At 72.6% G+C, this 12869-nt stretch carries 13 protein-coding genes; 3 read left to right on the top strand and 10 right to left on the bottom strand.

From position 1 onward, the window contains the following. A complete protein-coding gene (gene hisC, locus AC1DPN_RS18955) occupies positions 1–1068 on the bottom strand; it encodes a histidinol-phosphate transaminase (protein ID WP_477086334.1) in 1068 nt (355 codons plus the stop codon). Positions 1069–1182: 114 nt separating this feature from the next. Between hisC and AC1DPN_RS18960 the strand changes: the two genes are divergently transcribed. Continuing rightward, positions 1183–1605 (top strand): phage holin family protein, encoded by a 423-nt coding sequence (locus AC1DPN_RS18960; RefSeq protein ID WP_477086335.1) that lies wholly within the window; start codon positions 1183–1185, stop codon positions 1603–1605. Here the strand turns inward: AC1DPN_RS18960 and AC1DPN_RS18965 are convergent. The 7 genes from AC1DPN_RS18965 to AC1DPN_RS18995 form a co-directional block, all read right to left on the bottom strand. Then, on the bottom strand, positions 1602–3137 hold the full coding sequence (locus AC1DPN_RS18965) for a hypothetical protein (protein WP_477086336.1): 1536 nt from the start codon (positions 3135–3137) through the stop codon (positions 1602–1604). The two genes, AC1DPN_RS18960 and AC1DPN_RS18965, sit on opposite strands and share 4 nt — an antisense overlap. Positions 3138–3378: 241 nt before the next feature. Continuing rightward, on the bottom strand, positions 3379–3990 hold the full coding sequence (locus AC1DPN_RS18970; protein WP_477086337.1) for a GyrI-like domain-containing protein: 612 nt from the start codon (positions 3988–3990) through the stop codon (positions 3379–3381). A 2-nt stretch (positions 3991–3992) separates the two neighbouring features. Further along, positions 3993–4550, bottom strand: coding sequence for a hypothetical protein (locus AC1DPN_RS18975; RefSeq protein WP_477086338.1), 558 nt, complete (start codon positions 4548–4550; stop codon positions 3993–3995). After that, positions 4547–5821, bottom strand: coding sequence for a DUF58 domain-containing protein (locus tag AC1DPN_RS18980; RefSeq protein WP_477086339.1), 1275 nt, complete (start codon positions 5819–5821; stop codon positions 4547–4549). Before AC1DPN_RS18980 ends, AC1DPN_RS18975 begins: the two co-directional genes overlap by 4 nt. Positions 5822–5823: 2 nt before the next feature. Then, a complete protein-coding gene (locus AC1DPN_RS18985) occupies positions 5824–6798 on the bottom strand; it encodes an AAA family ATPase (RefSeq protein WP_477086340.1) in 975 nt (324 codons plus the stop codon). Continuing rightward, entirely contained in the window at positions 6795–7292 is a 498-nt protein-coding gene (locus AC1DPN_RS18990) for a hypothetical protein (RefSeq protein ID WP_477086341.1), read from the bottom strand. The genes AC1DPN_RS18985 and AC1DPN_RS18990 overlap by 4 nt, the downstream gene beginning before the upstream one ends. Further along, positions 7289–7984: a DUF4129 domain-containing protein gene (locus AC1DPN_RS18995; RefSeq protein WP_477086342.1), complete on the bottom strand. Its 696-nt coding sequence runs from the start codon at positions 7982–7984 to the stop codon at positions 7289–7291. The genes AC1DPN_RS18990 and AC1DPN_RS18995 overlap by 4 nt, the downstream gene beginning before the upstream one ends. Before the next feature lie 157 nt (positions 7985–8141). On the opposite strand from AC1DPN_RS18995, the gene purB reads away from it, so the two are divergent. Then, positions 8142–9563 (top strand): adenylosuccinate lyase, encoded by a 1422-nt coding sequence (gene purB, locus AC1DPN_RS19000; protein ID WP_477086343.1) that lies wholly within the window; start codon positions 8142–8144, stop codon positions 9561–9563. A gap of 423 nt (positions 9564–9986) precedes the next feature. Beyond that, complete coding sequence (locus AC1DPN_RS19005; protein ID WP_477086417.1) at positions 9987–10841, top strand: hypothetical protein; 855 nt, start codon at positions 9987–9989, stop codon at positions 10839–10841. A 112-nt stretch (positions 10842–10953) separates the two neighbouring features. On the opposite strand, the gene AC1DPN_RS19010 is transcribed toward AC1DPN_RS19005, so the two are convergent. Both AC1DPN_RS19010 and AC1DPN_RS19015 read right to left on the bottom strand, forming a co-directional pair. Further along, complete coding sequence (locus AC1DPN_RS19010) at positions 10954–11613, bottom strand: response regulator (protein WP_477086344.1); 660 nt, start codon at positions 11611–11613, stop codon at positions 10954–10956. Further along, entirely contained in the window at positions 11610–12860 is a 1251-nt protein-coding gene (locus AC1DPN_RS19015; protein WP_477086345.1) for a sensor histidine kinase, read from the bottom strand. The genes AC1DPN_RS19010 and AC1DPN_RS19015 overlap by 4 nt, the downstream gene beginning before the upstream one ends. Positions 12861–12869 lie beyond the last annotated feature (9 nt).

The following is a 12869-nucleotide window of genomic DNA, read 5'->3' on the forward strand; positions in this document are numbered from 1 at the left end:
TCAGCGGGCGAGCCAGTCCGCCGTGACCTCGAGGAGCAGATCGGTCGCCTCGGGCTCGCCGACGCTGACGCGGACGCCGTCACCCGCGAACGGCCGGACGAGCACACCGGCGCGGCCCGCACGGTCCGCGAACGTCGACGCCTGGTCGCCCAGGGCGAGCCACACGAAGTTGGCCTCGCTGTCAGGCACGGTCCAGCCCTGCTTGCGCAGGCCCGCGAGCAGGCGGGCGCGCTCGACGACGATCTGGTCGACCCGGGCCAGGAGCTCGCCCGTCGCCTGCAGGGACGCGAGCGCCGCGAGCTGCCCGACGTGAGAGACCCCGAACGGCGTCGACGCCATGCGGATCCCGGCGGCCAGGCGCGGGCGGGCGACCGCGTAGCCGACGCGCAGGCCGGCCAGGCCGTAGGCCTTGGAGAACGTCCGCAGCAGGACGACGTTGGGGTGGTCGGCGAACACGGCGAGCCCGTCGGCGACCTGCGGGTCGCGGACGAACTCGACGTAGGCCTCGTCGAGCACGACGAGCACGTGCTCGGGCACGGCGGCGAGGAACGTGGCCAGCTCGTCGGCGCGCACGGCCGGGCCGGTCGGGTTGTTCGGGGTGCAGACGAGCACGACCTTGGTCCGCGGCGTCACGGCCGCGGCCATCGCCTCGAGGTCCAGCCGCCCGTCGTCGCCGACCGGCACCCGCACCCCGGCCGCACCGGCCAGCGTGATCGCGATCGGGTACGCCTCGAACGAGCGCCACGGCAGGACGACCTCGTCGCCCGGCTCGCACACAGCAGTCAGCACGTGGCCCAGCACGGCGACCGAGCCGCAGCCCGTGACGACCGACTCCGGTGCGACGCCGAAGGAGCCTGCGATCGCACCGACCAGCTCGGTCGCGTACATGTCGGGGTAGCGGTTCACGTCAGCGGCTGCGTCCGAGATGGCCATCAGCACGGACGGCAGCGGCGGGAACGGGTTCTCGTTCGACGACAGCTTGTAGGCCGCGGCGCCGACCGGGACGCGAGCCCCCGGGACGTACGCGGGAAGATCGGCGAGGGCCTGGCGAAGCGGGACTCGGCTCACGCGCACAGCATGCCATCCCCTTCGTCGCTGAGGCGTCCCCGCGCAGGGACCGCCGGCGGGAAGGCGTCGGCCGACCCGCGCGCACCTCCCGCAACCGGTGGCAAGATCGGGCACATGGCCTTCGTGATCCGCGTCCTCATCAACGGCGTCGCCATCTGGTTCGCGCAGCTGGTCCTGCCCGGGCTGACGATCGTCGGCGCCGACACCGGATGGCAGCAGCTCGCGATCATCCTGCTGATCGCGCTCGTGTTCGGCATCGTCAACGCGATCGTGAAGCCGATCGTCGCGTTCCTGTCGATCCCGCTCTACGTCCTCACGCTCGGTCTCTTCACGATCATCGTGAACGCGCTCATGCTCATGCTCACGGCGTGGATCACCGAGGCGACCGACTGGGGCCTGCGGATCGCCAACTTCGGCACCGCGTGCTGGGGGGCGATCATCATCTCGATCGTGAGCCTGGTGCTCTCGCTGCTCATCCCGGGCCAGCAGTCGCGGTCGCGTTCCGTCGAGGTGCAGAGCACGACCTACTACGGCTAGCCCTGACTGAGCCTCGGCGTGAGGGTCGCCACGACCTCCGGCTCCCGCGTCGCCCGGAACTGGAACGTCACCGCGGTCGTCCCGGGTGGCCCGAGCACCGACGCAGCGGCGTCGTCGAACGGGGCCATGAACGGGTCGTCGGCCAGCGCCTCGGCGGCCCCGGCGGCCGACTCCGCGTACCGGTCGATGCTGTGCGCCTCGGACGGCGTCGCACCCGTCGTGCCGTCGGACTGATCGAGATCGCGGCGCACGACGGTCTCGTGCGCGCTGCGCCGGTCGCCCTGGCCGTCGAGCTGCGGCACGAGGTCCTCGTCGTGGACGTAGTGCCGCACCTGGACGTCCGGCGACGTGAGCCGCGGGATGTCGGGCGAGCCGGCGGTGACCACCGCCTTGATCGAGTACATCGACCCGTACACCGCTGCGACCGTCATCGCCGCCATCCCGCCCTGGCTGTGCCCGGCGAGCAGCACCGGCTCGTCGGCCCCGACGCCAGCCAGCCGCATCGCGTCCATGATCGAGGTGCTCAGGTCGTCCGGGAGCCCTGCCATCAGGTTCACGTTCGTCGTCAGGTCCATCGGGGAGTCGGAGCCCGGCCGCCAGTCCTGCGTGCCCGGGACCTCGACCACCCACGCGCGCGTGCCGTCCGGGTGCGTCAGCTGCTGCACGGAGATCACCCCCGTCGGCGTGCCCGGCACCCCGGTGGCGGTCGAGTCGTCGTAGCTGCTGCCGATGTTGGCGAGCACGTCGGCGACCGAGCGTGGAACCGGGAGCTGGGGCGGGTCCTCGCGCGGGACCGTCCCTGCGGCACGGGAGGGACCGAGCATGCCCGCGACGTCACGAGCGGTTGCGGGTACCGGGTCGAGCGTCGGGACCTGCATCCCCGGCTCGAGGGCGCGAAGGAACGCGGCGGACCCGGCCATCGCCACCGAGGCGCGCTCGTCGGCGAGCGTCGCCGGGTTGCGGACCTCGGCGAGGACGAGGACGCCCGCCACGCTGATCCCGAAGAACGGCGCGAACCACATCGACTCACCCATCACGGCCGACGCGATCACCGCACCCTGTCGGAGCCCCCGAGACGCCGCCGACTCGGCGTCCGCGTACCCCGTGACCGCCTGCCGGAGCCGGTGCGCCACGGAGCGCAGGTCGGCTGCGGCGAGCGAGGCGCCCCTCTGTGCGGCCTGCAGCGCGGACCTCGCCGCGTGTGCCGTCGGGTCGCCGAACGTCGGCGCTCCCTGCAGCTGCGCCGCGATCAGGACAGCACCTGCACCCGCGAGCCGGTCCGAGGCGGCCTCGAGCAGACGGCAGGCCTGCGCGAGCTCGTCGAGGTCGGCGACCGTGGGCGTCCCGGTCAGCCGATACCCGTCGCCGCTGCTCAGCGGACCGGCCAGACGCCCGGCGACGAGAGCGTCGACTGCGCGTCGAGCGCCGCGACGGGCATGGCCGCCGCCTCGAGCAGCACGGCGACCCGGTGCACCCGCCCCGTGGCCACCTCGACCACCGCACGGTACCTGCCGGCTGCTGGGGACGACCACGCCGCCGTCGCCGTCGCCGCCGTCACGAGGGCACGACGGGCCTCCTCCACCTCGTGGGTCGCCGCTCGCAACGCCCTCGCTTCCGCAGTCCTCACCATGCGGACGACGGTAGGGACCGCGCGCGCGGTCGAGCGGGCGCCCGCAGGACCTCGACCCGGAGCGTGGCTGGGGGCGGGTCACGTTCGCCACCTGAGGATCCGGCGGGGCGGTCGGCGCCCACCGTCGGCAGGGACCGTGAGGATCAGACGACCGGTTGCCGCAGCACCGTCTTGAGCCGCTCCGGCGCAGTACGCCGCGGGTCGCTCAGGTAGATCTCGTGGTGGTCGCCGCCGAACGCGAAGCCGTGCGCGGGCATGAACTCGTGGTGCAGGCGGTGCAGCACGGGCGCCTCGTCGTCGTACGAGCCGATGTGCATCGTCTGGACGGACCGGCCCTCGGACAGCGTCGTCAGCCGGACGGACCCGAGTGCCGGGGAGTGCTCCGTCTTCGCGCCGGCCGTCACGACGGCGTCCTCCACATCGGCGGCCGTGACCCAGGGCGGCTGCGAGATGAGCATCGTCCATTGCCAGGCGTCCTTGTCGCGGCCGGTGAACGCGTCCATGTCGTCGGCACGCCAGAGCCCCTCCAACGGTCCGACGACGAAGTCGCGCCCGTCAGCCTTGCTCGTGAACTTCACGGCGTAGGAGACGGCGTACAGCGCCGAGACGGCCGCCGTGTAGGCCTCGGACGTGTTCGGGTCGCCCGCGCCCCCGACGGCCACGAACGTCTGCGTCGGGACGTCGACGATCGTGAACTCGCCCGCCTTCGGCGCGTAGAGCAGCCGCAGGTCCTTCTTGACGTCGTACTTGTCCACGCCTAAGCGTCGATCGAAGCGCGCGGAAGCACCAGCACGGTCACCGCCATGGCGCTGATCGCCGCGACCGCGCGCCACAGGTCCGCGGCGGCCAGGGACGTCCCGGTCAGCGCGAGCGCCGCGACCGCCAGCACGAGCGCGAACACCTGGACGACGGCGACGTCCCGCAGCCCTCGCCCGATCACTCGCCACTCGATCGCTGCCCGCCATGCGGTCCGCGCGGCCAGCGCCGAGGTCCACAGCGTCAGGTGCACCAGGACGACCAGGCCCAGCACCTCGCCCGACGACGGCGGCTGGAACAGGAGCACCCGGACCCCTGCGACGAGCACGACGAGCGCGCCCAACCCGATCTCCGGCCGCAGCACGACCGCGACGACGAGCGCGAACAGCCCGGCCGCGAAGAGTCCGTGCGCCGCTGGCCCCGGACCAGCGAACGCGATGACCAGCGTCGTCAGGCACAGCGCTCCGAGCACGAGCCGGACGAGCACCGCGGGGACGCTCGGCCCGATCGGGACGACGACCTCGCGTGCGGCACGCGTCGGCAGGAACGGGATCCTCATCGCGACGCCCCCGCCCGCCGCTGCGTCCGCCGGGCGAAGCCCGCGAGCGCCACCGACGGTGCGTCGCGCCACGCGACGATCTCGACGTCCTGCGCCGCGACCACCGCCAACCGGTCTTCGCGCGAGAGCCGGATCAGGCGCAGAGCGAGCCGTTCCCGGTCGGCCAGGTGCGCCTCGCGGACGGTCGGCAGAACGTCGACGGCGATCACCCGGTGCCCGGCGCGCCGCCAGGTGGTGGCGACCGCGGCGGCCTCGTCGTCGAGGAAGGTCGAGAACAGCAGGACGAGCGCACCGGACGGGATCTGCGGGGGTCGCAGCCGACGCAGCGGCTCGCCCTCGGGGTGCGTGAGCGCGAGCGCGTGGCGGATGCGCGACAGCTGCCGACGCCCACCACCGGGCGGCAGGGGCCGACGCACCACGCCGAGGTCGTCCAGGCCGACCCGGTCACCCTGGTTGAGGAACCCCTCGGCGACGGACGCGGCCGCCTGCCGGGCGAGGTCCAGCGACGTCGGGTCCTTCGCACGCGGCGGCGTCGAGCCGCGCCAGGTCATCGGGTCGGGGCCGACCTCGTCGCGCGAGTCGACGACGAGCATCACGACCGCCTCGGCGAGGGCGTGCTCACGTCGGACGTACAGCTCGTGCAGGTCAGGGGCGCGGCGCGCGGTCACGCGCCAGTCGATCCGGCGGAGCCGGTCGCCCGGTGCGTACGGGTGCACGTCACGCAGGCCGCCGCCCTCGCCGGGTCGTCGCGACTCGTGCGCGCCGGTCAGCCCGCGCAGCCGGGGCGGGAGCGGGAGGTCGCCGAGCGGTCGGGTCGACGGCAGGACCAGCGCGGTCCGCGACGAGGGCAACGACGCCTCCGACACGCTCGCCACCCCCGGGCCGACTCCCTGCACGTCGACGACCGCGACCTCCTGCGGCCCGGTGCGGACCGTGTGCACGGTGATCGGCAGGATCCGGGTCCCGTCGACGGAGACGAGGACCTCGGCGATGTCGTCGCGTCCTCGTCGGACCCCGACGAGCACCGCCTCTCCGGGCGACGTGAGGACCGCGTCGACCCGGAGCGCGCCCGCCACGGCCTCGGCGTCGGACGCCACGACGCGCACGGTCGGCATGCTCGACGGCCGTCGTCGCCAGTCCCAGAACCCGGCGACCACCGGCGCGGCCCCGAGGACGGCCACGTCGGGCCGGCCAGCGAAGGCGCCCACCACGACCAGCGCGAGGCCGACGACGACCCCGCAGACGGTCGCGCGCGAGCGGTCCCAGTCCATGCTCAGGCCGATCGCCGCGTCGTCGTCGGCCCCGCCGTGGTCTTGAGGACGTCGGCCACGACACCTTCCGGCGCCGTCCCCGTCGCCCAGGCCTGGGGCGTGAGCGACAACCGGTGCGCGAGGGCCGGGACCGCGACGGCCTTGACGTCCTCGGGCGTCACGAAGTCGCGGCCGTGGAGCACCGCGAGCGACCGCGCGACGAGCACCAGCGCCTGCGACCCACGCGGCGAGGCGCCGACCTCGACCGCGCCGTGCGCGCGCGTGGCCGCTGCCAGGTCGACGCAGTACCGCAGGATGTCGCCCTCGACGTGCACGGCCTCGACTCCGGCCTGCATCGCGAGCAGGGTCTGGGAGTCCACGATCGTGCGGACCGACCCCACCTCGGTGCGACGCGCGAGCCGGCGCGACAGCACGTCGACCTCGTCGTCACGCACGGGGTAGCCGACCGCGAGCCGCACCATGAACCGGTCGAGCTGAGCCTCGGGCAGCGGGTAGGTGCCCTCGTACTCGACCGGGTTCGACGTCGCGACGACGTGGAACGGCGCGGGCAGCGGGTAGGTGGTCCCGTCGACGGTCACCTGCCGCTCGGCCATCGCCTCCAGGAGGGCCGACTGCGTCTTCGGGGCGGTCCGGTTGATCTCGTCGGCAAGAAGGAGCCCCGCGAACACCGGACCGGGCCGGAACGTGAAGCTGGCCGAGGCGGGGTCGAAGACGCTCGACCCGGTGATGTCCGACGGCAGCAGGTCGGGGGTGCACTGCACGCGCCGGAACGTCAGGCCCAGCGCGGTCGCCAGGCTCCGCGCAGCCAAGGTCTTGCCGAGTCCCGGCACATCCTCGAACAGCACGTGCCCGCCCGCGAGCACGGCCGCGAGCGCGGTCTTCAGCGGGTCGCGCATGCCGACGACGAGGGTCGCGACCTCGTCGAGGATCGCGCCGCCCCGGTCGGCCACCTGCGCGACGGTGAGTGTCTCGGTCATGGATGCATGCTCCCTGGTTCGCGCGTGGTGGGGCTGTTCGTCGTCGTGCCGATCTTGTCGAGCGCGTCGATCGCCTGCTTGACCTCGGCCATCTTCGGGTGCGGCGAGGAGGTGCGGGTCAGCGTGCGCAGGGCCTTGGGTCCGACGAGGGCCGCGATGGCCTCGGCGTCGGCGGGATCGCCGAGGTTCAGCCCGTGCAGGGCGAGCCGTCCGGTGCCGACCTCGCGCACGCGCCGCAGCACCCGTTCGCTCACGCGCCCGTCTCGGGCGACCATCGCCCACGCGAGCTCCTGGACCTCGCCGCGAGCGCCGTGCCGCCGGTCGTACTGCGCCCGGTCGAAGCCCGGGTCCGGCCGCGACTCGAGCCGCGTCAGGACGAGGAGCCCGGCGACCGCCGCGACGCCGACCAGTGCGATCGTCACGTAGGTGAGCCCAGCTGCCCACGCGGCTGCCGCAGCGACGACGAACGCGACGTAGACCCGCCAGTCCCTCACGACAGCCCCTCGGCGATCGTCGTCAGGCTGGCCCGAGCGGTGTCGACGTCCTGCGGGGTGAGCGCGTGCTCGCTGTACCGCGCCGCGAGGTAGAGGTCGAGCAGCGTCTGCGTCGCCTGCGGGTCCGCGTGCGTCCCTCGGAGCACCTCGATCGTGAACTCGGTCGCGGTCTGCGCGCGGTCACGGTGGATTCCGGTCTCCTCCGCCGACGCCTCCAGCGCCACCCACGCCGCGATCACCGCGTCCCCGGGCGGCACCTCCTGCTCGAGCACCTGCGCGGCCCGCTGAGCTCCGGCGCGCATCGCGACCGTCGCGATGTCGACCGCGTCGTCCTCGAGAGGGATGTCCGGGTCCGCCGGGTCGATCTCCCGCCCCACGCGCCGCTCCCGCATCTTCTGCGCGATCTTGCGGGCGACGAATGCCAGGACCAGCACCGCGAGGAGCCCGAGCATGCTGAGGATGACGAGGTAGATCCAGCGCTCCTGCTCGATCGGCATCATCTCGCGCGGCGTCGCGCTGCTGCTCGGCTCCGGAGCGTTCGTCTGCGGCGGCAGCGTGACCACAGGCACGGTGCCGCCGGGCACGAACCTGTGCGCGAGCTGCCACGGCCCGGCCAGCGCCGCCATCAGCACCGCCACGGCCACCAGCGCACCGACGAGGAGCACCGGGCCAGGCTTGCGGGGTGGCGGCACTGGACTCCTTGCAGACGGGGGACCGCCTCAGCGCGGCCGATGTGCGGCCAGGCTACCGACCGGGTCACCGACCGTCCGGCGTTCTCGCCCTTCGCGACCACGGTGGCGGCTGCGGACAGTGCCGCCGCGTCGGGCGCCACCCTGGGATGATGGCGTCATGACCCGTGCTCGACTCGCTGACGTCACGCCTGCCATCGCCCTCGGTCCGCTCGACGGGCGCTACCGCGCGTCGGTCGCGCCGCTCGTCGACCACCTCAGCGAGGCGGCCCTGAACCGCGAGCGTGTGCACGTCGAGGTCGAGTGGCTCATCCACCTGACGACCAACGGCGTCGTCCCGGGTGCCCCGACGCTGACGGACGACGACATCAGCTACCTCCGGAACGTGGTCGCGACCTTCGGGGCGGACGAGGTCGCGGAGCTCGCCGAGATCGAGCGCGTCACGGTGCACGACGTCAAGGCGGTCGAGTACTTCCTCAAGAAGCGGCTCGCGGACGCTCCGGCCGACAGCGCTTTGCGAGGCGTCGGCGAGCTCGTGCACTTCGCGTGCACCAGCGAGGACATCAACAACCTGTCCTACGCGCTCATGGTCCGCGGTGCGGTCGACGAGGTGTGGCTGCCGAAGGCCCAGGAGCTCACGGACCAGGTCGCCGCCCTCGCGCACGAGGAGAAGGACCAGCCGCTGCTCGCCCTGACGCACGGGCAGCCGGCCACGCCGACGACGCTCGGCAAGGAGCTCGCGGTCCTCGCGCACCGGCTCCAGCGACAGCTCAAGCGCATCGCGGCCGACGAGTACCTGGGCAAGCTCAACGGCGCGACCGGCACGTTCGGCGCGCACGTCGTCGCGGTGCCCGGAGCCGACTGGCCCGCCGTGTCCCGGTCGTTCGTCGAGCACCTCGGCCTGACCTGGAACCCGCTGACCACGCAGATCGAGTCGCACGACTGGCAGGCCGAGCTGTACGCGGACGTCGCGAGGTTCAACCGCGTGCTGCACAACCTGGCCACCGACGTGTGGACCTACATCTCGCGCGGTGTCTTCATCCAGATCCCGGTCGCCGGCGCGACGGGGTCCTCGACCATGCCGCACAAGGTCAACCCGATCCGGTTCGAGAACGCCGAGGCCAACCTCGAGCTCTCGTCGGCACTCCTGGACACGCTGGCATCGACCTTGGTGACGAGCCGGCTGCAGCGCGACCTGACCGACTCCACGACGCAGCGCAACATCGGCCCGGCGTTCGGGCACTCGCTGCTCGCGATCGACAACGTGGCCCGCGGACTGCGCGCACTGTCGGTCGATCGGGTCCTGCTCGCGCGTGAGCTCGACGAGAACTGGGAGGTGCTCGGCGAACCCGTCCAGTCGGCCATGCGCGCGGCCTCCGTCGCGGGCGTCACCGGCATGGAGAACCCGTACGAGCGGCTCAAGGAGCTCACGCGGGGCCGACGCCTCACGGCCGACGACATGCGCGAGTTCATCGGCGGCCTCGGGCTTCCCGACGAGGTCGCGGCGCGGCTCGTCGAGCTCACGCCCGCGTCCTACACGGGCATCGCGGCGTCGCTCGTGGAGACCTACCTCGACGCCTGACGGTCAGAGACCCTTGCCGGTCATGTCAATGACCGCCCCGGCACCCTCCATCGCGAGCTCGCCCGCCTTGCCGATCGCCGACGCGACGTCGACCACGTCCGCGGCGCCGTTCACGAGGTCCAGGGCGCCGCGACCGACCTCCTGCGCGTCGTGAGTACGCCCTGACGTCGGTTGTCGAGACCCGACCCGCGCAGTGTCCTTGTTTGCCCGAGTTTCCGGGCAAGTCATCACCCGTACGAGCGACTCGTCGGCAGATGAGAACGCCGCCGTGACCTGCTAACTCACCCCAATGCGTGTCGCCATCTGGACAGGTGCCCGGTTAGGGCAGCACAATCGTGCACCGAACCGTCTGATTCATCCGGTTCATCCCCTCGATCCATCCTGTTCATCCCCTCCATGGCAAGGATGCCCATCGTGACGCTTATGCAGAAGGCGATCACGCCAGCGCTCTCCCGCGCTCACCTCACCGCGGGTCACGACCGACTGGCGGGTTACGTCGTGCGCGCCGAGGACGTCGCCTTCGCGACGACGCCGGCTCAGCTGTTCGAGGTTCACGGCCTCGGCTACGAGGGGTCGCCGTTCAGCCCCTACGACCGATCGATCGACGTCCTGCGCTTCGAGAGCTCCCCTCAGCTCCAGTACCGCGACGTCCCGGGCTACATCCTGCCGCTGTGGTGGCTCCGCCACTCGCGCGTCCCCCCGGGCGCGGAGCTCGTCCGCATCTACGACAACGGCACCTCCACGCTGCTCGCGCGCTACGGCGACGTCGGTGCGGGCTGGACCGTCACGCAGCTCGGCGCCCCTCGGCCCTCGCTCGCGTCGCTGTCGCGCTGCGTCGGCCCGGTCGCCAAGTGGCACGGTGCCTACCTCGAGGCCGACGTGGTCGACGGCGGCCACACGGTCGTCCTCGCGCTGGCCAACCCGCCGCTCGCCGAGACTGGCTTCCACCAGTCGGCGTCGGGCCGCTGGTTCCGTCGCGTGGCCCGTGAGGACGTCAGCGAGCTGTTCGAGCTGGACCTCACGGCCCGGTGGAACGGCCTCCACGTGCGTGTGGTCGACCAGTGGCAGGACGCGCAGCGCTACGTCGTCGCGCGGATCTCGCACCTGGGCGACGACATCGAGCGCGCCGAGCGTCTCCAGCTCAGCCGTGTCGAGGCTGGCGTCTACGAGGGAATCGTCTACGCTGCGGAGCTGACCGACATCCAGACCAACCAGGTGGTCCCGCACACGTGGGCCCCCGGACCGGCCGCTCACCAGCAGGTCGTCCGGAGCAGCTAGAAGTCCCCCGATCTGGGGTCACGACGACGACGTCGCGGCTCCGACAGGCGCGTGCCGGGCCAGACCCTCCCCCCCGTTCTGGCCCGGCACGCCCCATGTCCGGCCCCAGAGATCAGCTCGGGCCGAGGTCTGCGTCGTGCACGTACCGCGCCACCTGCACGCGGTTGGTCACGTCGAGCTTGGTGAACAGGCTGCCCACGTGCGTCTTGACGGTCGCGACGCCCATGAAGAGGTCCTGCGCGATCTCGGAGTTCGTCCGCCCCTCGCTCACGGCGATCGCCACCTCGCGCTCCCGGTCCGTCAGCCGGGCCATCGCGGCGCGCGCGGCTCGTCGACGGTCGTCGTCGTGCGGCTTCGTCACCGCGGCGATGAGCTGCGACGTGACGCTCGGCGAGAGCATCGGGTCCCCGGCCGCCACACGACGCACCGCGGCGATCAGCTCGACCGGCGGCGTGTCCTTGAGCAGGAACCCGGACGCACCGTTCTGGAGCGCGGTCAGCACCATCTCGTCGGTGTCGAACGTGGTCAGCACGATGACCCGGGTGGTCGACGAGCGCAACGCCCGGGTGGCCTGCAGGCCGTCCATGCGCGGCATCCGGATGTCCATGAGGGCCACGTCCGGCCTCACGCGCTCGACGAGCTCGACCCCGGCCTGCCCGTCGGACGCCTCGCCGACGATCTCCAGGTCGGGTGCACCTCCGAGGATCATCCGCAGGCCGGCCAGCACCAGGCTGTCGTCGTCCACCAGGACGACCCGGATCTGAGGGTTCACAGAACCCACGGCAACCTCGCTCTCACCAGGAACGACCCATCGGGCTGTCCGCCGTACGTCAGTGCCCCGCCGGCCAGCTCGGCCCGTTCGGTCATGCCCGTCAGCCCCACGCCGGGACGTCCCCCACCCACGGAGACTCCCACCCGGTTGCGCACCTCGAGCTCCAGGACCCCGCCCGGCTCACCGGCGAGCCGCACCGACACCGACTCGCCGGGTGCGTGCTTGCGGGCGTTCGTGAGCGCCTCCTGGACGATCCGGAACCCCGTGCGCGAGAGCGTGACCGGGATCTTGGCCAGGTCCGAGCTGCTCAGGCCCAGCACGTCGAGCTGCACCTGCGAGCCGGTCTCGCGCACGTCGGCCAGGAGCGCTGCCAGCTCGGCGAGGGTCGGTTGCGGCGCCTCGACGCCGTCGGCGACCCGGCCCGCGCGCAGCACACCGAGCACCTGGCGCAGCTCGGCCAGCGCCAGCTGAGCGTTCGCCTGGATCGTCGCGGCGGTCTCGGCGGTCTGCTCGCGGGTCAGGTCCTCGCGGTACGCCAGCGCGCCCGCGTGCATCGCGACCAGCGAGATCCGGTGCGCGAGCACGTCGTGCATCTCGCGGGCGATACGGGTGCGCTCGGCGTCCCGCGCCGCCTCCGTCGTCAACGCCTGCTCGCGCTCCGCCGTGAGGATCCGCTCGTTCAGCGATGCGACCAGCTCACGCCGGGCGCGGACGTAGAAGCCGGTGACGATGGCGAGGCCGTAGAGGAGCACGCCGAGCAGGTTGTTCGCCACGATCGCGTACCAGGGCTCGCCCGACGGAGGGAGGTCGCGCGCGGTGTAGATCGCCGCCGAGACGGCGCCGGACAGGATCCAGACGACCCCGATGACGATGACCCAGTTGCGTCGCCGCCACGTCGCCATGGACACGGTGGCGAGGGCGGCGGCGCCGATGCTCGCCGTCGAGACAGAGGTGGCCGCGACCGTCACGAACGCCACGAGGAACGGGCGCCGGCGCCGCAGGGGCAGGAGTGCGACCGACACCACTCCGAGCACCAGGTCGAGCAGCAACCAGCCGACGAGGAGGTGCTCGGGCGCAGTGGACGGGTGCGCGCCCAGCTGCTCGGCCGCTGTCACCGCCCAGGCGATCAGACCGGCGAGCACCGCGATCAGGTACCTCCACACACGCGACCACGTCTGCAGCGGCGGGTGCAGCAACGCCTCGGGGACCGGGGTCACCCGGATCGGGGTCGCAGCAGGCAGGGACACACGAGCAGC

The organism is Cellulomonas sp. P4_H4, from assembly GCF_056400865.1.

Coding starts and splice junctions, on each gene's coding strand:
- AC1DPN_RS18960 (WP_477086335.1), top strand. CDS start 1,183: ATGGCCTTCGTGATCCGCGTCCTCATCAACGGCGTCGCCATCTGGTTC.
- AC1DPN_RS18975 (WP_477086338.1), bottom strand. CDS start 4,550: ATGAGGATCCCGTTCCTGCCGACGCGTGCCGCACGCGAGGTCGTCGTC.
- AC1DPN_RS18980 (WP_477086339.1), bottom strand. CDS start 5,821: ATGGACTGGGACCGCTCGCGCGCGACCGTCTGCGGGGTCGTCGTCGGC.
- AC1DPN_RS18985 (WP_477086340.1), bottom strand. CDS start 6,798: ATGACCGAGACACTCACCGTCGCGCAGGTGGCCGACCGGGGCGGCGCG.
- purB (WP_477086343.1), top strand. CDS start 8,142: ATGACCCGTGCTCGACTCGCTGACGTCACGCCTGCCATCGCCCTCGGT.
- AC1DPN_RS19005 (WP_477086417.1), top strand. CDS start 9,987: ATGCAGAAGGCGATCACGCCAGCGCTCTCCCGCGCTCACCTCACCGCG.